This is a genomic window from Exiguobacterium sp. 8A, assembly GCF_902506275.1.
Classification (GTDB): Bacteria; Bacillota; Bacilli; order Exiguobacteriales; family Exiguobacteriaceae; genus Exiguobacterium; species Exiguobacterium profundum.
Genome location: NZ_LR733630.1, coordinates 295,519 through 318,636 on the forward strand (window position 1 = coordinate 295,519; position 23,118 = coordinate 318,636).

Consider the following 23,118-nt stretch of genomic DNA (forward strand, 5'->3'; position numbering starts at 1 on the left):
ACTGAATGCGGGTACCTAAGAAAGAGCGGCAACGCTTGTTACAAGAAACGATTGAGCATAACCCGTTCATCAAAGACGAAGAACTGTCAAAGCAGTTTTCTGTCAGCATCCAAACAATTCGACTCGACCGGATGGAATTAAAAATTCCAGAAGTGCGGGAACGAATCAAACATGTGGCTTCCGAACATCTCGATGAAGTCAAATCGCTTTCAATGAGCGAGGTCATCGGTGATATGATTGACTTGAAGCTAGATGACTCTGCGATCTCAGTCCTCGATATAGAAAAAGAACACGTCTTTAGCCGCAACGAGATTGCCCGTGGACATGTCTTGTTCGCGCAAGCCAACTCGTTAGCGGTGGCGCTCATCAATGATGAATTGGCGTTGACCACTAAAGCGGATATTCGCTTCAGTCGCCAAGTCCATCTTGGAGAGCGAGTCGTTGCCAAGGCTCGTGTGATGAAACTACGAGGGGACGGGAGAACGGACGTCACAGTTGAAAGTTATGTCGGTGAGGAGTGCGTCTTTGATGGCGACTTCACGATTTACCGACGTGGTGAGGAGGAGCAAGCATGAAGTTAGCGATTGATGCAATGGGTGGCGATTACGCACCGAAGGCGATTGTAGAAGGTGTGAAACGGTTCGTCGCGCAATATCCGAACGAGTCGATGGAACTCTTTTTAGTCGGTGATGAGGTGAAAATTGCCTCATACGGTCTTGATGACCCTCGAGTGACGGTCGTTCCAGCCAGTGAAATCATCACAGGCGAAGACGAACCGGTACGGGCGGTGCGCCGTAAGAAGGACAGCTCGCTCGTCGTGGCAGCTCAGCTCGTCAAAGAAGGAAAAGCGGATGCTCTCGTGTCTGCCGGGAATACCGGCGCATTGATGGCGGCGTCTCTTTTCATCATCGGGCGAATCCCAGGAATCGAGCGTCCGGCATTATCTCCGACGTTCCCTACATATACTGGTAGTGGTGTCGTCGTACTGGATGTCGGAGCGAATCCGGATGCAAAAGCTGAACACCTCGTCGACTATGCGATTATGGGTTCACTGTATGCGGAACATGTGCGTGGCATCAAGACACCGCGTGTCGCCCTTCTCAATATCGGGACAGAAGCTGGTAAAGGAAATGCGCTGACAAAAGAAGCGTTCCCCCTCCTTGAACAGGCACCTGTCCATTTTGTTGGGAATGTCGAGGCGCGTGAAGCGATGTCAGGTGATGTGGATGTCATCGTGACCGAAGGATTTGCCGGAAACATCTTGTTAAAGGGTGTGGAGGGCTCCTCTTCGATGCTCATGAAGATGATGAAAGAACAATTCACGAGTGACCTTGTATCCAAACTCGCCGCTCTCATCTTAAAACCGAAATTGAGACGATTAAAAGAAACGTTGGATTATCGCGAACACGGGGGAGCCGGATTATTCGGGATCAATGCACCGGTCATCAAGGCGCATGGGTCGAGCGATGCACTCGCCATCATGAGTGCGTTGAAACAGGCGAAAATCATGGTAGATCACGATGTCGTTGAAAAAATCAAGCGTGCCAAAGCGATAGACTAAGCGAAAGCAGGTGAAGATATGGGGAAAGTAGCATGGGTGTTTCCAGGGCAAGGTTCCCAAGCCGTTGGGATGGGACAAACCTTTTTAGATCATCCTGAAACGCTTCAAGCAATCGGACGTCGACTCGGATTTGACCTTCTTGAAGTCATGTCATCCGGGTCGAAGGAAGACCTACAAGAAACGGAAATTGCACAGCCGGCCATCGTGGCGCACGCTTCGCTCCTCGCGCAAGCCTATGCGAAGAGCGGTGCGGCACCAGATGTCGTCATCGGGCATAGTGTCGGTGAATATGCGGCGCTCGTCAGTGCGGGTGTCATCGATATTGAAGAAGCGACCGTTCTCGTCCGGGCGCGTGGACAGTTGATGTCTGAAGTGAAGGATGGAACGATGGCAGCAGTCGTCGGGATGACCGATCTTCAAGAAGCGCTTCATATCACTGAAAAAATCAGTGCGAGTGGGAATTTAGTTCAAATCGCCAACTTGAATTGTCCTGGTCAATTCGTGATTTCAGGGCATGTCGACGCGGTCGAACAAGCAAGCGTGGAATTGAAGGCTGCCGGTGCGAAGCGGGTATTGCCGTTAAACGTATCTGGAGCGTTCCATAGTTCCTACATGATGCCGGCAGCAACACGTTTCCAAGACGTTCTTGCCTCGTCGCCATTTAAAGCGGCTTCCATCGACTTGATTTCGAACGTGGATGCGGCGGTACATCGTGACCCTGAACAGTTGAAGGCGTTATTGACGAAACAACTGTATTCGTCTGTCCGTTTTGAAGAATGTGTGCGCAAGGCGATTGCAGACGGCGTAGACACGTTCATCGAGTTCGGCCCATCTTCACCGCTTTCAGGATTGATTAAACGAATCGACTCGAACGTTTCGATTCAAAAGGCGACCACGTTGGAAGAAGTCGCCTCGTTAGGAGGAGAAGTACGTGCATGATCAAGTGGCGATCGTGACAGGGGCGTCCCGGGGAATCGGGGCGGCCATCGCGAAACGTTTAGGGGAAGACGGCTTTCGGGTCGTCGTGAACTACTCGGGTAGTGAACAAAAGGCGAATGATGTCGTGGCCATGATCACGGATGCAGGCGGCGAAGCCATCGCCGTGAAAGCAGATGTATCCAATGCTGACGATGTCAAAGCGCTCGTCAAGACGACAGTCGATACGTTCGGACGCGTCGATTGTCTCGTCAACAATGCAGGGATCACGCGTGACGGGTTACTCATGCGAATGAAAGAAGCCGATTTCGAAGATGTGCTGTCGACGAACTTGAAAGGCGCCTTTCTGACATCGCAAGCCGTCACGAGACCTTTGCTCAAGTCGAAAGCAGGTCGAATTATCAACATCGCCTCGGTTGTCGGGATTACCGGCAATGCAGGACAAGCGAACTATGCGGCTGCAAAAGCAGGGTTGATCGGATTGACAAAATCAGTGGCGCGCGAACTCGCGGGACGTCACGTGACTGTCAATGCCGTCTGTCCAGGGTTCATTCAAACGGATATGACCGATGCCTTGACAGATGCGCAACGAGAGGCTACACTCGAGCAGATTCCGTTCAACCGTTTCGGACAGGTGGAGGATGTGGCGAACCTTGTCTCCTTCCTCGCTTCGGAACAAGCCGCTTATGTGACCGGACAGACGATTGCCGTCGATGGCGGCATGACGATGGCGTAAAAGAGAACTTTACCAACAGACTGACATTTAATATACTTACCTTTGGAGGGATTTTATCATGACAAAAGAACAAATTTTAGTAGACGTACAAGAAGCAGTTGCTGAGAAACTCGGGAAAGACGTATCTGAGATCACAGCAGACAAATCGTTCAAGGATGACCTTGGTGCGGATTCACTTGAAGTAATGGAAATGGTGATGGACCTCGAAGACAAATTCGACATCACGATCGAAGACGAAGACGCTGAGAAGCTTGCGACTGTTGGCGACGTAGTGGCTTACATCGAAACAAAATTGTAATCAAGCCATCCCACCGCTCGGTTCCGGGCGGTGGGCTTGTGCTTATTCATGGAGGGAACTATGACAAAAGACAAACGACGGTTTGACCGTCAAGGGTCGGCGCAACGGCGTCGGCGTCAGGAGATGGAACGAGCACGCATCTTGGAACTATTTAAATCATTAGAAGAACGGTTGAACGTTCAATTTTCGAATCACGACTTGTTGATGCAGGCGTTCACACACTCATCTTATGTGAATGAGCAACGCGGGTTAAGAAAAGACAATGAACGTTTAGAATTTTTAGGGGATGCTGTTTTAGAACTGACCGTATCTCGCTTCCTCTATGAGACTTATCCGGAGCGCTCCGAGGGGGAATTGACGAAATTACGAGCGGCGATCGTATGCGAACCGTCACTCGTGAATTTTGCGGAAGCTTATGCTTTCTCTGACTTCATCTTGCTTGGGAAAGGTGAAGAGTTGACCGGTGGACGAAAACGTCCGGCACTGCTTGCCGATGTGTTCGAATCCTATATCGGTGCTCTTTATTTGGACCAAGGAATTGAGGCCGTCGAACGATTCCTCGCCGAAGCGGTTTTTCCGAAAGTCTTAGCGGGAGTATTCGAAGAACAGACCGATTTCAAGAGCCAGTTACAGGAGAGCGTCCAACGGGAAGGGCTCGGACCTGTATCGTATGAGATCATTGAGGAACGTGGGCCGGCGCATAGCCGGGAATTCGTCGCACATGCACGCCTCAGCGACGACATCGTCGGTGAAGGGGTTGGGCGTTCGAAAAAAGAAGCCGAGCAATTGGCTGCTAAAGAAGCGCTTATTGCCTTTAATCGGCGCTACGCAGATTTATAAACGAAAGGAGTGGACCGCTTGGGGGTCCACTCCTTTTTCATGTCAATTGACCGAGTTCTTCGACGATACCATCGACTTCCGACAAAGAGAGCGAAGAGCGTGTCATCACGTACTCGTAAATCTCTTTCACCGCTGACGGATCAGCCGCATTATATTCTTCCGCTTTGATTGCACTGCGGTTAATAATGTTCATTTTATCCAAAATGGCTTCAATCATCTGTTCATTCGTCATCTGTATTCCCCTTTCTACAGTTCTTTTTAGAATAGCATGATTCGGGCATTTTGACGAACTGTTAACTGTGGTAAAATATACAGATGAATGCTTACTGCGGATAGGATGGTCACGATGCACTTAAAACGAATCGAACTCGCTGGCTTTAAATCATTTGCCAAGCGAATTGAATTAGATTTCCGTCCCGGCGTCACGGCTGTAGTAGGGCCGAACGGGAGCGGGAAATCCAATATATCGGACGCTGTTCGCTGGGTACTCGGAGAACAGTCGGCCAAATCACTTCGTGGTGCCAAGATGGAAGATGTCATCTTTGCCGGAAGTGAGGGAGAGAATCACCGAAATGTCGCCGAGGTCACCCTCGTTCTCGATAATCGAGACGAACAGTTGCGTCTCCCATATGAAGAAGTGAGTGTGACCCGTCGCGTGACCCGAAGTGGGGACAGCGACTATTTTATGAATAAAAAACCATGTCGGTTAAAAGATGTGATTGATTTATTTATGGATACAGGTCTTTCACGAGATGCATTCGCCATCATCGGTCAAGGGCGGGTCGAACAAGTCATTTCTGGGAAACCGGAAGATCGACGTGCCGTCATCGAAGAGGCAGCCGGTGTATTGAAATATCGTCAGCGGAAAAAACAGGCTGAACGCAAGTTACAGGACACCGAATTAAACTTGTCCCGGGTCGATGACATTTTATTCGAGTTGGCGGACCGAGTCGAACCGCTCCGTGAACAAGCGGCGCTCGCTCGGGAGTACAAAGTCGCCAAAGCGAGACATGATGAACTCGAAACAGGAATCATGGGCGCAGAAATTCAGTTGCTCCAACAGGAGATTGAGCAAGTGTCCGCACGTCACGTGGAATCGGTTCAACAGTTATCTGACTGTGACCGTTCGTTACGTGACCTCACGGAGGAACGTAGCGGGCTCGAAGCGAAGCTCGCCGAGTTACGCGAAGAATTGACAGAACTGAACCAAAAAGAACGGGAGCATTCGACCTATGTCGAGCGTTTGACGGGTGACATCAAGCTCGCAAAAGCACAAGAAGAACACGGTGCCGAGATGAAAGAACGACTCATCCGACAACGTGAAGAAGTACGTGCAGAGATGACCGAGCTTGAAGCGCGATTGAAGGTCGTTCATGAAGAACTTGACCAAAAAGGAAACACGTTGAAACAAACGACTGCGACGAGAGAGTCACTTCAACAACAGTTGAAAGCCGCCTCTCGTGATTTCAATGCTGAAATCGAAGCGTTACAAAGTGAGGCGTTCGAACTCGCGACAACGAAAGCGACAATCGGTAACCAACAAAAGCGGGAACAACGGGATATCGATGTCGCCGTCGAGTCGAAAGAACGCCTTCTACGCGAGAACAAACATCGTCTCGATGATCGTTCCTCACAGGAAGCGACACTTTTGGCGACTCGAGAGCAGTATGAAGCGGTACAAAGTCGCTTTGAACAACTGAGTCAAAAAGAGACGCAACTTCGGGACGAAGAGACGGCAATTCGTGAAAAACGTACACGAGCCGAATCGTCTTTCTACGACCTCGAACGCCGCCGTCAGAAGACGGAAGACCGAATCGAGATGCTCGAACGGATGAAGCAATCGTATGAAGGCTATTTCCATGCGGTCAAGTTCGTCTTAAAAGACCGTTCATCAGGTGTCCTTGGTGCTGTCGCGGAACTGATCCGTGTCCGTCCTTCGTATGAAGCGGCCATCGAAACGGCACTTGGGCAGACACAGCAGCATGTGGTCGTACAAGATGAGACGGTGGGACGCCGTGAAATTGACAAATTACGAAAAGCCAACGCGGGACGAGCAACATTCTTGCCGATGACGACGATCAAACCGAGATTCGTGCCGAGTGAGGTGTTAGATCGACTCGACTCGATGAACGGATTTGTCGGTGTGGCGTCGGAACTCGTCGAAACAGATGCATCATACGAGACGTTGAAAAAGTCGTTGCTCGGTTCCGTGCTTGTGGCGGAGACACTTGAAGTCGCGAACCGTATCGCCCAATCGACGGGATATCGTTTCCGTGTCGTCACGTTAGAAGGGGATATCGTCAACGTTGGCGGATCGATGACGGGTGGTAGTCGCAAGCAGGGCGTTGCCCTGTTCACGCAGTCGCGCGAATTAGATGATTTGAAACAAGGTCTCACTCAAGGCCTCGCCATGTTGCATGAGCAAAAAACACGTCTTCAAGAGTATACAGAACAGTTGGAGGACATTACGCAACAGTTGTCTGAACTTCGGGATGAGAAACGTTCCGTTGAAACGAGCCTCCGTGAAGTCGAGTCGGCCTACCGTACTGCGGAACGTGCCTCCCTCGATGCCAAGTCACAACTGGAACTGTTCGATCATGAAATGATGCGCTATGAGCGGACAATCGAGACATCGACTGCTGAATTAGAGCGATTGACGATTGAATTGGCCGACACCGACCGCGCCCAAGCTGACATTCGGTCACGTCTCGAATCGCTTCGGGCAGAGCAGGCGAAAAGTGCTGAGAGCACGGGTCAACTGGAATCGTTGCTGCGTCAAAACGAGCTCGATCTTCAGCGGCACACGCTCGAAGAAGAGCGGGTCCAATATGAATTGGACCGTCTGATGACCGACCAAAGTCGTTTGCAGGAACGTAGCGATCAGATGGAGCGTGAATTGACGCGGCTCGAGAGTGGAGAAGTCGTGTCATCTGCAGAACTCGAGGCGACGCTTGCTACTGCCAAACTGGATTTCAAAGAAATTCAAGAGCGGCTTCAAGGAGCGTCAACAACACTCAAGACGAACGAAGAGGCGTATCGGATCATACGTCAACGGGTCGATCAGGCAACGGAGGCAAGACGTCAAGCTGAAGCTGTCGTTCGAAAACTTGAAACGGCGAAACAAGAGTTCGAGCTGAAACGACAATGGAAGCTCGATGTGTTAGAAGAGAACGGACTCGTCGCAGAACTATTGCCGGCACTAGAAATCCCGTTAGAAGAGGCGAAAGAGGAGTTTAAGTTGCTCGTTCGTCAAATCGAAGAAATCGGACCGGTCAATCTAAATGCGATCGAAGAGTTTGATAGTGTCCACGAACGGTTCACGTTCCTGTCCGAACAGCGGGATGACCTCGTCAGTGCAAAAGAAGATTTATATGAGATCATCGCCGAGATGGACCGCGAAGTGACACGCCTCTTCAAAGAGACGTATACGAGCGTCCGGGCGCATTTCAAACAGACGTTCACCGAGCTTTTTGGTGGCGGGGAAGCGGATTTGAAATTGGTAGACGAATCGGATTTGTTGAACACAGGAATCGAAATCGTCGCCAAACCACCGGGTAAAAAGTTACAGACACTCAGTCTGTTATCTGGTGGAGAGCGTGCGCTGACGGCCATCGCTTTATTGTTTGCGATTTTGAAGACGCGTCCGGTACCGTTTTGTGTTCTCGATGAGGTCGAGGCGGCCCTTGACGAGGCGAACGTGCATCGTTTCGGAGAATACATTCGGACGTTGTCAATCGATACGCAGTTCGTCATCATCACGCACCGTAAAGGGACGATGGAAGCGGCGGATACACTATATGGCGTCACGATGCAACAGAACGGGGTATCCGAGGTATTATCGGTCGAACTGTCTGAAGCAAAACGTGTCGTTGAAATGGATGAAGAGATGGAGGAATCACGTTGAGCTTTTTCAAGAAATTAAAAGAGAAGTTGACGACATCTACCCAAGAGGTGTCACAAAAGTTTACAGAGGGGTTGACGAAGACGCGTGACGGCTTTGCAAGTGCCGTCAACGACCTCGTCTATCGCTTCCGCGAAGTGGATGAAGATTTCTTCGATGAACTCGAAGATTTACTCATTCAAGCGGATGTCGGCGTCACGACGACGATGGATCTCGTCGAAGATTTGAAAGAAGAAGTGAAGCGACGTAATCTGAAGGACCCGGTCGCGGTGCGTGACGCACTCGTCGAAGTCGTGGCGAACCGCCTCCAAGAGGATGAATCGGACCGTGAACTGAATATGCAAGACGGACTCACGGTCATCTTGTTTGTCGGCGTCAATGGTGTCGGAAAGACGACGACCATCGGCAAGCTGGCGCACCAGTTGAAATCTGAAGGGCGTTCCGTCATGCTCGCGGCAGGGGATACGTTCCGTGCCGGCGCCATCGAGCAACTTCAAGTATGGGGAGAACGTGTCGGGGTTCCCGTCATTCGTCAAACGGAAGGGTCTGACCCGGCTGCCGTCGTCTTTGACGCCGTTCAAGCCGCCAAGTCTCGTCACATGGACGTCTTGATTTGTGATACGGCGGGACGTCTCCAAAATAAGGTCAATCTAATGAAAGAACTTGAAAAAGTAAAACGAGTCATTGAGCGGGAAGTTCCGAACGGACCGCACGAAGTGTTACTCGCCCTCGATGCGACGACGGGTCAAAACGCCATGGTTCAAGCGAAAGCGTTCAAAGAAGCGACGAACGTGAGCGGAATCGTCTTAACGAAGCTCGATGGGACGGCCAAAGGCGGAATCGTCCTAGCGATTCGGAACGAACTCGATATCCCGGTCAAGTATGTCGGGCTTGGAGAGAAGATTGACGATTTACAGGAGTTTGATCCAGAACAGTTCGTCCTTGGACTGTTCGGCGATGTTTTTGAGGACAAGACACAGGATGCCTCGATGGAAAAAGAGGACACAAACGAGGACCTCGCCTAAGTTTTGCTGTTAAGAAAAAAACTTGACAAGTAGTAGGCACGGCTGTACTATAGGTAGTTGTAAAGGGATTTCACTTAACATGTGGAGGTGAAAGGTTTGACGCTCGAAAAAACGAATCGCATGAACTATCTCATCGATTTCTATCAAGCGCTCCTCACACCGAAACAGCGCAACTATATGTCTCTTTATTACCTAGATGACTACTCGCTCGGAGAGATTGCGGAAGAGTTTGAAGTCAGCCGTCAAGCGGTCTACGATAACATAAAGCGCACAGAAACGATGCTTGAACAGTACGAGGAAAAGCTAGCCCTATTCGAAAAGTTCGAACAGCGCCAGCAACTTCTTCAGACCCTCAAACGTCAAGTCGAGCTCACCGATGACGTGAGCGCCACGATTTCTGCGCTTGAGAATTTAGAGTAGGGGGCTGAAGCATGGCATTTGAAGGATTATCAGAACGATTGCAATCGACACTTTCAAAAATGCGCGGTAAAGGGAAAATCTCGGAGGCCGATGTCAAAGAGATGATGCGTGAGGTTCGCCTCGCCCTCCTCGAAGCCGACGTCAACTTTAAAGTCGTCAAGCAATTCGTCAATGACGTGAAGGAACGCGCGGTTGGTCAGGATGTCATGAAATCATTGACGCCAGGTCAACAAGTCGTCAAAATCGTTCACGAAGAGTTGTCGAACTTGATGGGAAGCGATGTCGTCCCGATCTCATTCAGTCAGAAACCACCGACAGTCGTCATGATGGTCGGTCTGCAAGGGGCAGGGAAAACGACAACGACCGGGAAGCTAGCGAACTTGATTCGCAAAAAGCATAACCGAAGTCCACTTCTCGTCGCGGCGGACATCTACCGTCCTGCGGCAATCAAGCAGCTCGAGACACTCGGAAAACAACTCGATTTACCGGTCTTCTCACTTGGTGATCAAGTGAAGCCGGAAGAGATTGTGACGAAGGCACTCGAGTACGCAAAAACAAATCATCACGATTTCGTGTTGATCGATACGGCCGGTCGCCTTCATATCGATGAGACGCTTATGGGCGAGCTCGAAAATGTGAAGACGATTGCCAAACCAAATGAGATCTTCCTCGTCGTCGATTCGATGACGGGTCAAGATGCGGTCAATGTGGCCGACAGTTTCAATGAGAAACTCGGAATCACCGGGGTCGTGCTCACAAAGCTCGACGGAGATACACGAGGTGGGGCAGCCCTTTCGATTAAGGCAGTCACGGGAGCGCCGATTAAATTCGTCGGTCTCGGAGAAAAGTTGGATGCCCTCGAACCATTCCACCCGGAACGCATGGCGTCACGGATCCTCGGAATGGGGGACGTGCTCTCGCTCATTGAAAAAGCCGAGACACAGATGGACCAAGACGCAGCGAAGGAGCTTGAGAGCAAAATTCGTGACGCGTCATTCACGTTCGATGATTTCATTGAACAGTTGGCCCAAGTGAAAAACATGGGACCAATTGATGAATTACTTTCGATGTTACCTGGTGCAGGTAAGATGAAAGGGTTGAAGAACGTCCAAATCGACGAGAAACAACTCGATCACGTCGAAGCGATCATTCGCTCGATGACGAAACATGAGCGCGCCAATCCGGAAGTGCTCAACGCGAGTCGTCGTAAGCGGATCGCAAAAGGGAGCGGTCGCTCGATTCAAGAAGTGAACCGTCTCATCAAACAGTTCGATGACATGAAGAAGATGATGAAACAAATGTCAGGACAAATGAAAGGGAAGAAAAAAGGTCTCGGCCTTCCGTTCTTCTAACAAAATCTTTTGTCAGTCGAACGAAAAAGCTGTATACTATAAAAGTTGTCAATTCTTAAACACATGATGGAGGTATATTACCATGGCAGTTAAAATTCGTCTTAAGCGCATGGGCGCAAAAAAATCACCTTTCTACCGTATCGTTGTAGCAGACTCACGTTCACCACGTGACGGTCGCTTCATCGAGCAAGTTGGTCACTACAACCCGGTTGCAAAACCAGAAGCAGAAGTTCGCATCAACGAAGAACTCGCTCTCAAATGGTTGGCAGACGGCGCGAAGCCATCTGACACAGTACGCAACTTGTTCTCTAAAGCAGGGATCATGGAGAAATTCCACAACGCGAAAAACGCGAAGTAATGATGTGGCCGACCTTTTCTGAGGTCGGCCTATTTTGTTGAGGAGGGAAAAAGATGGACTGGTTATATGTAGGGAAAATCGCCAATACGCACGGCCTGAAAGGGGAAGTGAAGATTTTGGCGGCGACAGACTTTCCAGAAGAGCGATTTAAAAAAGGAAACACGTTGTTTCTTGATGTCGACGGAACGAAACAGGAAATGACGATCACGACGTATCGTCCTCATAAGCAGTTTCACCTCGTCACATTCAAAGGGTTTGACAATATCAATCTCATTGAAAAATATAAAGGGCTGAAACTATATGTCCACGCCGAACACGTCCACGACTTGGACGAACACGAATTTTATTATCATGAAATCATCGGCTGTGAGGCTGTCGTGGATGGGGAAGTCATTGGTGTCGTCGACGACATCTTTGAAACGAATGGAGCGAACGACGTATGGGTCATCAAACGACCAGGAAAGCCGGACGCGCTCATCCCTTATATCGAATCGGTCGTCCAAGAGATTGATGTCGATGCGAAGCGTGTCGTCATCACGCCAATCCCTGGAATGATTGACGATGAAGATTGATGTATTGACGTTGTTCCCGGAGATGTTTCATGCGCTCGATCACTCCATCGTCGGTCGAGCGAAGGCGCTCGGACAGGTGGAGATGTCGTTCCTCAACTTTCGGGACTTTTCAACGAACAAGCATCATAAAGTCGATGATTATCCGTACGGCGGTGGAGCGGGCATGTTGCTCACGCCGCAGCCGATCTTTGATGCATTTCATTCCCTTGAGGCGAAGAGCCCAAGGGTCATTCTCACGACGCCTACCGGAAAACCGTTCAATCAACGAATGGCCGAAGAATGGGCCAAGGAGGAACATCTGGTCTTTCTGTGTGGACATTATGAAGGGTTCGACCAACGGATCCATGATGAACTGGCGACCGACGAGGTGTCGATCGGTGATTTCGTTTTGACAGGTGGAGAGCTCGCGACGATGGTCATGATTGATGCGACCGTAAGGCTCATTCCGGATGTACTTGGCGATCAGGCGAGCCATGAAGATGACTCGTTCTCGACTGGTCTCTTGGAATACCCTCACTATACACGACCGGCTGATTTTCGTGGATTGACCGTGCCGGAAGTGCTCTTGTCGGGAAATCACGCCCGGATCGAGGCATGGCGCCGAGAGCAATCGCTCAAACGCACGTATCGACGACGTCCGGATTTGCTCGAACATGTCGAGTTGACGGATGTCGATAAAAAGTTTCTGCAATCGTTGCGCGATTGAGAAATATATGCTATGTTTGAGCATGTGGGTTAAACCCATCGATTACCGATGTTCCGCTATTGGATGCTTGGGCATATGAAGATATGAACATTGAAGAAAAAGGAGATATGATTCATGAACACACAAAAACTGTTCCGTGAAATCACAGAAGAACAATTCAAATCGGACGTACCTGCTTTCCGTCCCGGTGACACAGTACGTGTCCACGTTAAAGTTGTAGAGGGAACGCGTGAGCGTATCCAGATCTTCGAAGGTGTTGTAATCAAGCGTAAAGGTGGCGGCATCAGCGAAACATTCACAGTCCGTAAGATTTCTTACGGCGTAGGTGTTGAGCGTGCATTCCCGCTTCACTCACCACGCGTTGCACAAATCGAAGTCGTACGCTACGGTAAAGTTCGCCGTGCGAAACTTTACTACCTCCGTAACCTTCGCGGTAAAGCAGCACGTATTAAAGAAATCCGTCGTTAAGATGGGAATTAAGCTTGTCGCTTGCGACAAGCTTCTTTTTTTCTAGTACAATAAGTTCAAATGGATAGAGGAGTGAGTGAAGTTGAAAGAAGTGTTTAGTTGGCTAAAAGCCATCGTGGTCGCTCTTGTCATCGCGTTCGTCATCCGGACGTTCATCTTCGTTCCTGTCATCGTTGAAGGAGAGTCGATGATGCCGACACTCCACAATGCGGATCGAATGATCGTCAGTAAAATTTCGAACTATGTTGGGGAGCTAGACCGAGGTGATATCGTCGTATTCCATGCGACTGAATCAAAAGACTATATTAAACGTGTCATCGCCATCCCAGGCGACACGCTCGAATATCGAGATGATGTGCTTTATATTAATGGTGAAGCGGTAGAAGAGCCGTATTTAGACGAGTTTCGTGCCCAGATGAACGGGTTCCCGTTGACCGAGAACTTCACACTCGAACAAGTGACGGGTGAGTCGGTCGTTCCAGAGGAATCATACTTCGTCATGGGAGACAATCGTCAAAACTCGAAAGACAGCCGTGAGATCGGATTTGTGTCGAAAGAGGAGATTGTCGGCAAGACGAACTTCATCTTCTGGCCACTCGATGATGTTGGCACGGTAGAAGATTAAGGTGGTGCTTTTTTGGCAATTCAATGGTTTCCTGGCCACATGGCCAAAGCAAGAAGACAAGTAACTGAAAAATTAAAGCTAATCGATGTCGTCATCGAACTCGTAGATGCACGCGTGCCTCAGTCGAGTCGCAACCCGATGGTCGATGAGATTACAGCGGGAAAACCCCGTCTCATCGTCTTGAACAAAGCAGACATGGCCGACCCCGTCGTGACGGAGGCGTGGTTACGTGCATTGAAACGCGAAGAAGTCGAGGTTGTCGCTGTCGACGCGAAACATAGCAAAGGCTTGAAACAGCTCATCACGGGTGCTCAGAAGTTGATGAAAGAAAAGCATGACCGGATGCGTGAGAAGGGGCGGAACCCCGGACCGATCCGTGCGCTCATCATCGGAATCCCGAACGTCGGGAAGTCGACGCTCATCAACCGTCTCGCCGGACGAAACATCGCCATCACGGGCGACCGTCCTGGTGTGACGAAGCGTCAACAGTGGATCAAGATGAAAGGCGGCGAGATGGAGCTGTTGGACACGCCGGGGATTCTCTGGCCGAAATTTGAGGACCAACTTGTCGGATATCGTCTAGCCGCGACCGGCGCTATCAAAGACGAGATTCTCAACTTGGATGATATCGCCTTGTATACGGTTCGCGAGTTGCATGCTCGTTATCCTGAACAATTAAAGGAACGATTCAAACTTGAAACGTTACCCGAGGACAGCGTTGAGCTCCTTGAGTTGATCGGGAAAAAACGTGGTCTCATCAGTGGCGGTTACGTCGATTTCGAAAAAGCGAGCGAACTACTTTTGAATGAACTACGACATGAAAAAATCGGACGGATCTCGCTTGAGACACCGGCTGATCACGAAATGGCGTAAAGCCCTGTGCACACAGGGCTTTTTTGAATAGGAGGAAGACCGTGACGATTCAACAGATTAAACAACAACTAGAGGACATCCGATATGAAGAATGGGTACAAATCTTCCCGACCTTGTCACGAGACCCACGAGCGGGCGTGCAGACGTTGCTTCGGCAAAAACAGCGTCAATTCGAGCGAGAACGGGCGTTACAGGTCGATTTCGAACGTCGCATGACGTATGAACATGAATGGAAGGCGCGAGGCTTCACTCGAATTGTCGGAGTCGATGAGGTCGGACGGGGACCGCTCGCGGGACCGGTCGTGGCTGCTGCAGTCTTGTTACCGGATGGGTTCTATCTCGCGGGATTGAATGATTCGAAAAAAATGTCCAAAACGGCGAGGGATGCAGCATACGCACACATCATCGAGGTCGCGGAGGTCGGTGTCGGCATCGTCGAGCCGAAGACGATTGATGTCATCAATATATACGAATCGACTAAACTAGCGATGACAGAGGCGATTCATCAAGTCGGAGAAGTAGACGCCCTATTGATTGACGCCATGAAACTCGAGCTCGACATCCCTCAACAGTCATTGATTAAAGGGGACACGCTCAGTGTGTCGATAGCCGCGGCAAGTGTCGTCGCTAAGGTGGTAAGGGACCGGATGATGGAAGAATATGATTTGACGTATCCTGGATACGGATTTGCGAAGAACGCAGGATATGGAACAGAGGCTCATTTAGAAGGGTTAAGAAGCCTTGGGGTGACTCCGATTCATCGCCGTACGTTTGCCCCCATCAAGCATATGTGAAAGGAGTGGTCGCGTTGCGGATCGATCATCAAGGGGTGATGCCGTTCAAAGTGACGGAACAGACGTCACGCCCGCTATTACTAGGGAACACAGTCGTCGGAAAGGTGTTGCAGCTCTTACCTGGCAACGAGGCGGTTATGCAACTGCCCCAAGGGATTTTCCGGGTCGGTGTCAATGCGAACGTGAAAGAGAACGTCACGTATAAGCTGGTCGTCACGGACGTTGAACCGAAGCTCGTCTTGAAGGTCGTCACGCAAGCGACAGAATCGCTCATGGCGGCCAAGTCGCCTCTGCAGGCGTTAGGAGAACAGCTCGGACGCCTGATGCGAGAACCGATGCTGACGCCGGACTCCGTGAAGGCGGCCGGCAAAACCGCGTTAGAAAGCGGCGCAGGTCAGGATGTAAAAGCGCTCGTCGGGGAACTGTTCAAAGCGAAAGGTGAGCCGAAGTTCGAGCAGTTCGTGCGTGCGCAGGAAGCGTTCAACGCGAGCCAAAGCCCGCCGTTCGTCGCTCAAGCATTTCACATACCGCAATTGGGTCCGTTTGAAAACGTTCAACTTCGTCTAGAGGCCCCGAAACGAGAGACGATGGACTCGGATCATGCGCGGATCGTCTTGTTTCTTGAAACGCCGCGATATGGTGAGACCGGGATTGATGTGTTGATTCAAAAGCGTTACGTGTCCGTACGTGTATTCAATGAGCAACACGATTTGGCTCCATACGTCCGTACATACGAACCACTTTTGAAAGAAGGTTTAAAAAAGGTGTCATTCGAACTGTCTTCATTTTCGTATGAAGCGAAGCGTGAACACGTTCCGCCAACGTTTGCACCGCTCGGAAAGGTGGACCTCCAAATATGAAAGACCAGAAGAAAGCGATGGCGCTCTCCTATGAGCAGTCGATGGATGCGCCCCATGTCGTAGCAAAAGGAACGGGTATCGTGGCCGAGCGGATGCTTGAAGTTGCTTTAGCGAACGGCATTCCTATCCATGAAGACCCAGCGCTCCTCTCGTTACTGTCGGCCTTGAACATTGAAGAGCAGATTCCAGAGGACGTCTATCAAGTCATTGCCGAACTTTTTGTGTTTCTTTATCAGATGGAACAGGATAAAATTTGATTTGTCTAGGGATATATGTGAAAAAAAGATGAAAACTTAAAGCAAGAACGATAGACAGCGCTTTCAGTTTTTCGTTACAATAGACGTGCCGATATTAAAGGGGACTAAGGGGGAAAACATATGAATATCCATGAGTATCAGGCGAAAGAATTGTTAAGAGAGTTTGGGGTAGCCGTTCCGACGGGTTATCCGGCCTTTACTGTTGAAGAAGCTGTTGCAGCTGCTGCGAAGCTTGAAGGTGAAGTGAAGGTAGTAAAAGCTCAAATCCACGCAGGTGGCCGCGGTAAAGCGGGTGGTGTTAAACTTGCGAAGACAGATGAAGAAGTGAAGCAATATGCTTCAGAGATTCTCGGGAAAACGCTCGTGACACACCAAACAGGTCCGGAAGGAAAAGTTGTCCAGCGTCTCTATATCGAAGAAGGTTCTGCGATTGACCAAGAATTTTACTTAGGACTCGTGCTTGACCGTTCGATCGGCCGAATTGTCATCATGGGTTCATCTGAAGGTGGAATGGACATCGAAGAAGTCGCTGAACATACACCAGAGAAGATTCATAAAGAGATCGTCGACCCGGTCGTTGGCTTACGTCCATTCCAGGCGCGTCGTCTCGCATTCAAAATGGAAGTCCCGACGAAACTTGTCAATAAGTTCAGTGACATGGTCATGAAGCTGTATAAAGTGTACGTCGAGACAGATTGCACAATCGCGGAAATCAACCCGCTCGTCACGACGAAAGACGGTAACGTCATTGCGCTCGATGCGAAGTTGAACTTCGATAGCAACGCGCTCTATCGTCACTCGGACGTCCTTGCTCTTCGTGATACGACGGAAGAAGACCCACGTGAAGTAGAAGCGTCAAAACACGACCTCAGCTACATCGCACTCGACGGAAACATCGGTTGTCTCGTCAACGGTGCCGGTCTTGCGATGGCAACGATGGATATCATCAAACATTACGGCGCTGAACCCGCTAACTTCCTCGACGTAGGTGGCGGTGCGACGAAAGAAAAAGTAACAGAAGCATTCAAGTTGATTTTGTCTGATGACCAGGTCAAAGGGATCTTCGTTAACATTTTCGGTGGGATCATGAAATGTGACATCATCGCAGAGGGGATTGTCGCTGCGACGAAAGAAATCGGACTCGACTTACCACTCGTCGTTCGCTTAGAAGGAACGAACGTTGATGCCGGGAAGCGCATTCTCGATGAATCTGGACTTGCGATCACGACGGCCAGCTCGATGGCTGACGGTGCAGAAAAAATCGCAGCACTTGTTCGATAAGGGGGAAACGACATGAGTATTTGGGCGGATAAAGATACGAAAGTAATCATTCAAGGGATTACAGGGAAGCAAGGTCTGTTCCACGGTGAACAGATGCTCGCATATAACACGAAATTAGTCGGTGGTGTCACACCTGGTAAAGGTGGCACGACGGTCCTCGACAACGTTCCAGTCTTCAACACCGTCTCTGAAGCGGTCGAAGCAACTGGTGCCAATGCATCGATCATCTATGTTCCACCTGCTTTCGCAGCGGATTCAATCATGGAAGCGGCAGACAGCGGCATCGAGCTTATCATCTGTATCACAGAAGGAATCCCAGTTGTGGACATGATTCAAGTGAAGCGCTATCTCGAGGACAAACCGGCTCGTTTAATCGGACCGAACTGTCCTGGTATCATCACACCTGGAGAAGCGAAACTTGGCATCATGCCTGGCTACATTCATACGAAAGGGCACGTCGGAATCGTATCACGTTCTGGGACGCTCACGTATGAGGCGGTTCATCAGTTGACGACAGCAGGTATCGGACAATCGACAGCTGTTGGAATCGGGGGAGACCCGGTCAATGGAACAAACTTCATCGATACGCTTAAAGCGTTCAACGAAGATGAGGACACGAAAGCGGTCATCATGATCGGGGAAATCGGCGGAACGGCTGAAGAAGAGGCAGCTGAATGGGTAAAAGCCAACATGACGAAACCAGTCATCGGTTTCATCGGCGGCCAGACGGCTCCTGAAGGCAAGCGCATGGGACATGCGGGTGCAATCATCTCAGGTGGTAAAGGGACGGCTGCTGAGAAGATCAAGACATTGAACGCGAATGGAATCGAAGTCGCTGAAACACCAGCGGTTATCGGTGAAACGTTGATTCGTGTCTTGAAACAGCAAGGATTATACGAAGCATGTGTCACGGGTCAACCGACGACATGAGAATCTTGAGGGATGCTTGCATCCCTCATTTTTTTAAAGGAGAGTTTGTGATGAATCAAACAATAGCTCGGTTTGCTGCAGCACGAATGCCAGTTGAGTTTGTGCATCATTATTTAAACGGGACACTCGGAGCACATCGCACACAATTTTCTGAACATGTCTGGAGACGGGCTGAACGAGCCTGGCACGCATCGGAGTCGTATAAACATTTCGTCACATGGGAAGACGACTTGTTTCCGAAACGGTTACTCGACATCCCCAACCCACCATATTGCTTGTTTTATCATGGAGATTTAGAGGTACTACAAGAAAGAACGACTGCGATGGTCGGAAGTCGTGAGTTGAATCGTATCAGTCAATCGCTCGTGAATCACTATCACTCTTTAATAGAAGAAACTGTATCTGTTTCAGGTGGCGCCCTCGGAATCGACGGGCTCGTCCACGCCCATGCCCTTCGCGCTCGTCGACCGACCGTGGCGGTACTGGGAGCTGGACTGAACCGGCTTTATCCGGAGGCGAACCGAGACATGCTTTTACAGATTCCACAAGAGGGAGTCTTACTTAGTGAATATGTACCAAACACGCCGATTCAAAAATTTCAATTTTTGGAAAGAAATCGTTTGGTCAGTGGTCTTGGCGATGCGTTGGTCGTTATACAGGCGAGACGAAAGAGTGGGACGATGAATACGGTCGGACATGCTCTAGAGCAAGGGAAAACGGTATTTGCGGTGCCAGGTTCACCCCTTGATCCACTCGCGGAGGGACCGAACCGGTTGATTGAAGAAGGTGCGATTCCATTGACGAATTCCGATCAAATTATTCGAGATCTCAAGATTGTACGTTGACAAACCGGTGAGAACATGAATATTATGGTAGGGATTTAAATGACCTCTAAAAGGGGAGCAGATGTATGGCAAAATATCTGGTGATCGTCGAATCACCTGCGAAAGCAAAAACAATTAAACGTTATTTAGGTCCGAATTATATGGTCAAAGCTTCGATGGGGCACGTGATTGACTTGCCTAAAAGTCAACTCGGTGTAGACGTCGAACACGACTTTGAGCCGAAGTATATTACCATCCGTGGTAAAGGACCGGTATTGAAAGAATTGAAGACAGCAGCGAAAAAAGCGACAAAAATCTTTCTCGCGGCCGACCCCGATAGAGAAGGGGAAGCGATTGCTTGGCATTTAGCACGCGCACTCGGTGTCGATGAAACGACAGAATGTCGTGTCGTCTTTAACGAAATCACGAAAGATGCGATTAAAGAATCGTTTAAACATCCACGTAAGATCAATCACGATCTCGTCGATGCACAACAAGCCCGACGTATTTTAGATCGTCTTGTCGGATACGGGATGAGCCCATTATTATGGAAGAAAGTCAAAAAAGGATTGTCTGCAGGGCGAGTTCAATCGGTAGCCGTGAAGATGATTATCGACCGTGAGCGCGAAATTAACGCGTTCGATCCGGAAGAGTATTGGACGATTAAACTTGATTTAAATCATGATGGGGAAACGTTCGAGACTTCATTTTACGGAAAAGATGGGAAGAAGATGGAATTGAAGTCTGAAGAAGACGCGCAATCTGTCCTCGATACCATCGATGATACGTTTAAAGTCATTGATGTAACGAAGAAAGAACGGAAGCGGAACGCTTCGCTGCCGTTCACGACAAGTTCATTGCAGCAGGATGCTGCCCGTAAATTGAATTTCCGTGCGAAGAAGACAATGATGCTCGCGCAGCAATTATATGAAGGAATCGATCTCGGTAAAAAAGAGGGTACAGTCGGTTTGATTACGTATATGCGTACCGACTCGACACGTATCTCTGATTTGGCGAAGACGGAGGCGAAGGAATATATCGAATCGACATTCGGTGAAGAGTATGTCGCCTCACAGAAACAAAAAGAAAAGAAATCAGCGAATGCCCAAGACGCGCACGAAGCGATTCGTCCGACTTCAGCATTGCGCGACCCAGCTTCCTTGAAGCCATATCTGTCACGTGACCAGTTGCGACTGTATAAATTGATTTGGGAACGATTGATTGCGAGCCAAATGGCGCCAGCTGTTCTTGATACGGTCAAAATCGACGTCGAGTCGAACGGGATGATTTTCCGTGCGAACGGGTCAACGGTCAAATTCCCTGGTTTCATGAAAGTGTATATCGAGTCGAAAGACGATGACATTGAGGACACGAACCAAGAGAAGGAAGGATTATTGCCACCTCTCGAAGTGGATGATACCGTGACGTTTGAAACGATTGAGCCGAAACAACACTTCACACAACCGCCACCTCGTTATACAGAGGCGCGACTCGTTCGAGCGATGGAAGAACTCGGGATTGGTCGTCCGTCGACGTACGCGCCGACACTCGACACGATCCAACGACGCGGTTATGTCGTTCTCGAAGAGAAAAAGTTTTTACCGACTGAACTTGGAGAACTCGTCATCGAGATGATTGATGAGTATTTCAACGACTTCATCACGGTCCAGTTCACGGCCGACATGGAGACCCTTCTTGATTCGATCGAGCATAAGGAAGTCGAGTGGACGGAAGTCGTCGCTCCGATTTATCGTTCTTTCGAGAAACGATTGAAGCGTGCTGAAGAAGAAATCGAGAAAATCGAAGTGAAAGATGAACCTGCCGGAATCGATTGTGAAGTCTGTGGGTCACCAATGGTCATCAAGATGGGACGCTACGGCAAGTTCATGGCGTGCTCGAACTTCCCGAACTGTACGAACACGAAACCGGTACAAGTCGAAATCGGTGTCCCGTGTCCGAACTGTAAGGATGGACAAATCGTAGAACGTCGTAGTAAAAAAGGTCGTCTCTTCTATGGTTGCTCGAACTATCCGGAATGTGAATTCGTCTCATGGGATAAACCGGTTGCGAAACCGTGTCCAGTATGCGACAGTTTGATGGTCGAGAAAAAAATTAAAGACGGCGTGAAATATCAATGTACGAACTGTACCCACACCGAGGTACATCAGCAAGAGGAGGATTAATGTTGCAACAACGTGTAACTGTAATCGGAGCTGGATTGGCCGGCTCCGAAGCGGCTTGGCAACTCGCTAAGCGCGGTATTCAAGTAGATTTGTATGAAATGAGACCGGTTCGTCAAACACCGGCGCACCACACGGATCAATTTGCAGAACTCGTCTGTTCGAACTCGCTACGTGCGAACGGTCTTCAAAATGCCGTAGGTGTCTTGAAAGAAGAAATGCGTACGCTTGACTCGCTCATCTTAAAGGCGGCGGACACGGCAAGTGTACCTGCTGGGGGTGCCCTTGCCGTCGATCGTCATGAGTTTGCCGGATTCATCACCGAGAAGCTAAAGAACCACGAGAATGTCACAGTGCACAACGAAGAGCTCAAAGAGATTCCTGAAGGGATCGTCATCGTGGCGACTGGCCCTTTGACCTCCCCTGACCTCTCTGCATCACTCAAGGCGTTCACAGGAGAAGATTATCTCTACTTCTATGACGCGGCAGCACCAATTCTAGATGGTGATACGATTGATCGGGATAAAGTCTATTTGAAGTCGCGTTACGACAAAGGTGAAGCCGCTTACTTGAACTGTCCGATGACAGAAGAAGAGTTTGACGTGTTTTACGAAGAGCTGATCAAGGCAGAAGTCGTTCCGCTAAAAGAGTTTGAAAAAGAGATTTACTTTGAAGGATGCATGCCGTTTGAAGTCATGGCCGAGCGTGGGAAAAAGACGCTTCTTTTCGGACCGATGAAGCCGGTCGGATTAGAAGACCCGAAGACAGGAAAACGTCCATATGCCGTCGTTCAGCTTCGTCAAGACAACTCGGCGGGCACACTGTATAACTTGGTAGGCTTCCAAACACATTTGAAGTGGGGCGAACAGAAGCGCATCATCCGTCTCATCCCGGGACTCGAGAATGCGGACATCGTCCGTTACGGTGTCATGCACCGTAACACGTTCATCAACTCACCCAGCTTACTCAAGCCGACGTATCAGGCGCGTACACGTGACACGCTCTTCTTCGCCGGTCAGATGACAGGGGTAGAAGGATATGTGGAGTCGGCAGCGTCCGGGCTTCTAGCTGGGATCAATGCGGCGAAGATGATTACAGGTGAAGAACTCGTCGTTCTCCCGCGTGAGACGATGCTTGGTTCGATGGCGCATTACATCACGACAGCCGACGGGAAGCACTTCCAACCGATGAACGCAAACTTCGGATTGGTACCATCACTAGAAGACGCTCCGAAAAAGATGAAGAAACAAGAACGGTACGAGCGTTACGCGAACCGTGCGTTAGAAACGATACAACAGTATAAAGATCTTTGAACAGGAGA

25 protein-coding genes are annotated in these 23,118 nt (G+C 49.7%); 24 read left to right on the top strand and 1 reads right to left on the bottom strand.

The window, feature by feature from the left end; all coding sequences use genetic code 11:
- The first annotated feature begins 5 nt into the window (after nucleotides 1-5).
- The 6 genes from fapR (at nucleotide 6) to rnc (ending at nucleotide 4,371) form a co-directional block, all read left to right on the top strand.
- The gene (gene fapR, locus GVY42_RS01485) at nucleotides 6-575 is read left to right on the top strand and encodes a transcription factor FapR (RefSeq protein ID WP_015881355.1); all 570 of its coding nucleotides are present in this window, start codon (nucleotides 6-8) and stop codon (nucleotides 573-575) included.
- Nucleotides 572-1,561 carry a phosphate acyltransferase PlsX gene (gene plsX / locus GVY42_RS01490; RefSeq protein ID WP_159562075.1) on the top strand — a complete coding sequence of 330 codons (990 nt, stop codon included), beginning with the start codon at nucleotides 572-574 and terminating at the stop codon, nucleotides 1,559-1,561. The genes fapR and plsX overlap by 4 nt, the downstream gene beginning before the upstream one ends.
- Nucleotides 1,562-1,579: 18 nt before the next feature.
- The gene (gene fabD, locus GVY42_RS01495; protein ID WP_159562076.1) at nucleotides 1,580-2,500 is read left to right on the top strand and encodes an ACP S-malonyltransferase; all 921 of its coding nucleotides are present in this window, start codon (nucleotides 1,580-1,582) and stop codon (nucleotides 2,498-2,500) included.
- Entirely contained in the window at nucleotides 2,493-3,233 is a 741-nt protein-coding gene (fabG, locus tag GVY42_RS01500; protein ID WP_074037275.1) for a 3-oxoacyl-[acyl-carrier-protein] reductase, read from the top strand. The genes fabD and fabG overlap by 8 nt, the downstream gene beginning before the upstream one ends.
- Before the next feature lie 58 nt (nucleotides 3,234-3,291).
- Nucleotides 3,292-3,531, top strand: a complete 240-nt coding sequence (acpP, locus tag GVY42_RS01505) for an acyl carrier protein (RefSeq protein ID WP_074037274.1) — start codon at nucleotides 3,292-3,294, stop codon at nucleotides 3,529-3,531.
- Nucleotides 3,532-3,654: 123 nt separating this feature from the next.
- Nucleotides 3,655-4,371, top strand: coding sequence for a ribonuclease III (gene rnc, locus GVY42_RS01510; RefSeq protein WP_074037940.1), 717 nt, complete (start codon nucleotides 3,655-3,657; stop codon nucleotides 4,369-4,371).
- Nucleotides 4,372-4,408: 37 nt separating this feature from the next.
- Here rnc and GVY42_RS01515 read toward each other — a convergent pair whose 3' ends face one another.
- Nucleotides 4,409-4,603, bottom strand: a complete 195-nt coding sequence (locus GVY42_RS01515) for a DUF1128 family protein (protein ID WP_159562077.1) — start codon at nucleotides 4,601-4,603, stop codon at nucleotides 4,409-4,411.
- A 114-nt stretch (nucleotides 4,604-4,717) separates the two neighbouring features.
- Here GVY42_RS01515 and smc point away from each other — a divergent pair, with 114 nt between their 5' ends.
- The 18 genes from smc (at nucleotide 4,718) to trmFO (ending at nucleotide 23,110) form a co-directional block, all read left to right on the top strand.
- The gene (smc, locus tag GVY42_RS01520; protein WP_159562078.1) at nucleotides 4,718-8,275 is read left to right on the top strand and encodes a chromosome segregation protein SMC; all 3,558 of its coding nucleotides are present in this window, start codon (nucleotides 4,718-4,720) and stop codon (nucleotides 8,273-8,275) included.
- Nucleotides 8,272-9,297, top strand: a complete 1,026-nt coding sequence (ftsY, locus tag GVY42_RS01525; RefSeq protein WP_074037272.1) for a signal recognition particle-docking protein FtsY — start codon at nucleotides 8,272-8,274, stop codon at nucleotides 9,295-9,297. Before smc ends, ftsY begins: the two co-directional genes overlap by 4 nt.
- A gap of 96 nt (nucleotides 9,298-9,393) precedes the next feature.
- Complete coding sequence (locus tag GVY42_RS01530) at nucleotides 9,394-9,717, top strand: putative DNA-binding protein (RefSeq protein ID WP_015881364.1); 324 nt, start codon at nucleotides 9,394-9,396, stop codon at nucleotides 9,715-9,717.
- Between the two features lie 11 nt (nucleotides 9,718-9,728).
- Nucleotides 9,729-11,069 (top strand): signal recognition particle protein, encoded by a 1,341-nt coding sequence (ffh, locus tag GVY42_RS01535; protein WP_159562079.1) that lies wholly within the window; start codon nucleotides 9,729-9,731, stop codon nucleotides 11,067-11,069.
- Nucleotides 11,070-11,151: 82 nt separating this feature from the next.
- Nucleotides 11,152-11,427 carry a 30S ribosomal protein S16 gene (rpsP, locus tag GVY42_RS01540; protein WP_015881366.1) on the top strand — a complete coding sequence of 92 codons (276 nt, stop codon included), beginning with the start codon at nucleotides 11,152-11,154 and terminating at the stop codon, nucleotides 11,425-11,427.
- 53 nt (nucleotides 11,428-11,480) lie between these two features.
- A complete protein-coding gene (gene rimM / locus GVY42_RS01545) occupies nucleotides 11,481-11,999 on the top strand; it encodes a ribosome maturation factor RimM (RefSeq protein WP_159562080.1) in 519 nt (172 codons plus the stop codon).
- A complete protein-coding gene (gene trmD / locus GVY42_RS01550; protein ID WP_159562081.1) occupies nucleotides 11,989-12,705 on the top strand; it encodes a tRNA (guanosine(37)-N1)-methyltransferase TrmD in 717 nt (238 codons plus the stop codon). The genes rimM and trmD overlap by 11 nt, the downstream gene beginning before the upstream one ends.
- Nucleotides 12,706-12,819: 114 nt before the next feature.
- Entirely contained in the window at nucleotides 12,820-13,173 is a 354-nt protein-coding gene (rplS, locus tag GVY42_RS01555; protein ID WP_015881369.1) for a 50S ribosomal protein L19, read from the top strand.
- Between the two features lie 82 nt (nucleotides 13,174-13,255).
- Nucleotides 13,256-13,798, top strand: coding sequence for a signal peptidase I (lepB, locus tag GVY42_RS01560; protein WP_015881370.1), 543 nt, complete (start codon nucleotides 13,256-13,258; stop codon nucleotides 13,796-13,798).
- Between the two features lie 12 nt (nucleotides 13,799-13,810).
- Nucleotides 13,811-14,671 carry a ribosome biogenesis GTPase YlqF gene (gene ylqF, locus GVY42_RS01565; RefSeq protein ID WP_159562082.1) on the top strand — a complete coding sequence of 287 codons (861 nt, stop codon included), beginning with the start codon at nucleotides 13,811-13,813 and terminating at the stop codon, nucleotides 14,669-14,671.
- A gap of 41 nt (nucleotides 14,672-14,712) precedes the next feature.
- Nucleotides 14,713-15,465, top strand: a complete 753-nt coding sequence (locus GVY42_RS01570) for a ribonuclease HII (protein ID WP_159562083.1) — start codon at nucleotides 14,713-14,715, stop codon at nucleotides 15,463-15,465.
- A 5-nt stretch (nucleotides 15,466-15,470) separates the two neighbouring features.
- The gene (locus tag GVY42_RS01575; protein ID WP_236548913.1) at nucleotides 15,471-16,325 is read left to right on the top strand and encodes a hypothetical protein; all 855 of its coding nucleotides are present in this window, start codon (nucleotides 15,471-15,473) and stop codon (nucleotides 16,323-16,325) included.
- On the top strand, nucleotides 16,322-16,582 hold the full coding sequence (locus tag GVY42_RS01580) for an EscU/YscU/HrcU family type III secretion system export apparatus switch protein (protein WP_074037264.1): 261 nt from the start codon (nucleotides 16,322-16,324) through the stop codon (nucleotides 16,580-16,582). The genes GVY42_RS01575 and GVY42_RS01580 overlap by 4 nt, the downstream gene beginning before the upstream one ends.
- Before the next feature lie 120 nt (nucleotides 16,583-16,702).
- The gene (sucC, locus tag GVY42_RS01585) at nucleotides 16,703-17,863 is read left to right on the top strand and encodes an ADP-forming succinate--CoA ligase subunit beta (RefSeq protein ID WP_159562085.1); all 1,161 of its coding nucleotides are present in this window, start codon (nucleotides 16,703-16,705) and stop codon (nucleotides 17,861-17,863) included.
- A 12-nt stretch (nucleotides 17,864-17,875) separates the two neighbouring features.
- Nucleotides 17,876-18,793: a succinate--CoA ligase subunit alpha gene (gene sucD / locus GVY42_RS01590; RefSeq protein WP_015881376.1), complete on the top strand. Its 918-nt coding sequence runs from the start codon at nucleotides 17,876-17,878 to the stop codon at nucleotides 18,791-18,793.
- A 50-nt stretch (nucleotides 18,794-18,843) separates the two neighbouring features.
- Nucleotides 18,844-19,638: a DNA-processing protein DprA gene (dprA, locus tag GVY42_RS01595; RefSeq protein WP_074037261.1), complete on the top strand. Its 795-nt coding sequence runs from the start codon at nucleotides 18,844-18,846 to the stop codon at nucleotides 19,636-19,638.
- A 65-nt stretch (nucleotides 19,639-19,703) separates the two neighbouring features.
- Nucleotides 19,704-21,800, top strand: a complete 2,097-nt coding sequence (gene topA, locus GVY42_RS01600) for a type I DNA topoisomerase (RefSeq protein WP_078146694.1) — start codon at nucleotides 19,704-19,706, stop codon at nucleotides 21,798-21,800.
- Nucleotides 21,800-23,110, top strand: a complete 1,311-nt coding sequence (trmFO, locus tag GVY42_RS01605) for an FADH(2)-oxidizing methylenetetrahydrofolate--tRNA-(uracil(54)-C(5))-methyltransferase TrmFO (protein WP_159562086.1) — start codon at nucleotides 21,800-21,802, stop codon at nucleotides 23,108-23,110. The genes topA and trmFO overlap by 1 nt, the downstream gene beginning before the upstream one ends.
- Nucleotides 23,111-23,118: the final 8 nt, after the last annotated feature.

Bases quoted from the DNA above. Each gene is read 5' to 3' on its own strand.
- rpsP (WP_015881366.1), top strand. From the start codon at position 11,152: ATGGCAGTTAAAATTCGTCTTAAGCGCATGGGCGCAAAAAAATCACCT.
- topA (WP_078146694.1), top strand. From the start codon at position 19,704: ATGGCAAAATATCTGGTGATCGTCGAATCACCTGCGAAAGCAAAAACA.
- rnc (WP_074037940.1), top strand. From the start codon at position 3,655: ATGGAACGAGCACGCATCTTGGAACTATTTAAATCATTAGAAGAACGG.
- fapR (WP_015881355.1), top strand. From the start codon at position 6: ATGCGGGTACCTAAGAAAGAGCGGCAACGCTTGTTACAAGAAACGATT.
- sucD (WP_015881376.1), top strand. From the start codon at position 17,876: ATGAGTATTTGGGCGGATAAAGATACGAAAGTAATCATTCAAGGGATT.
- acpP (WP_074037274.1), top strand. From the start codon at position 3,292: ATGACAAAAGAACAAATTTTAGTAGACGTACAAGAAGCAGTTGCTGAG.
- fabD (WP_159562076.1), top strand. From the start codon at position 1,580: ATGGGGAAAGTAGCATGGGTGTTTCCAGGGCAAGGTTCCCAAGCCGTT.
- smc (WP_159562078.1), top strand. From the start codon at position 4,718: ATGCACTTAAAACGAATCGAACTCGCTGGCTTTAAATCATTTGCCAAG.
- GVY42_RS01580 (WP_074037264.1), top strand. From the start codon at position 16,322: ATGAAAGACCAGAAGAAAGCGATGGCGCTCTCCTATGAGCAGTCGATG.
- GVY42_RS01515 (WP_159562077.1), bottom strand. From the start codon at position 4,603: ATGACGAATGAACAGATGATTGAAGCCATTTTGGATAAAATGAACATT.
- ffh (WP_159562079.1), top strand. From the start codon at position 9,729: ATGGCATTTGAAGGATTATCAGAACGATTGCAATCGACACTTTCAAAA.
- trmD (WP_159562081.1), top strand. From the start codon at position 11,989: ATGAAGATTGATGTATTGACGTTGTTCCCGGAGATGTTTCATGCGCTC.
- dprA (WP_074037261.1), top strand. From the start codon at position 18,844: ATGAATCAAACAATAGCTCGGTTTGCTGCAGCACGAATGCCAGTTGAG.
- rimM (WP_159562080.1), top strand. From the start codon at position 11,481: ATGGACTGGTTATATGTAGGGAAAATCGCCAATACGCACGGCCTGAAA.
- plsX (WP_159562075.1), top strand. From the start codon at position 572: ATGAAGTTAGCGATTGATGCAATGGGTGGCGATTACGCACCGAAGGCG.
- trmFO (WP_159562086.1), top strand. From the start codon at position 21,800: ATGTTGCAACAACGTGTAACTGTAATCGGAGCTGGATTGGCCGGCTCC.
- rplS (WP_015881369.1), top strand. From the start codon at position 12,820: ATGAACACACAAAAACTGTTCCGTGAAATCACAGAAGAACAATTCAAA.
- sucC (WP_159562085.1), top strand. From the start codon at position 16,703: ATGAATATCCATGAGTATCAGGCGAAAGAATTGTTAAGAGAGTTTGGG.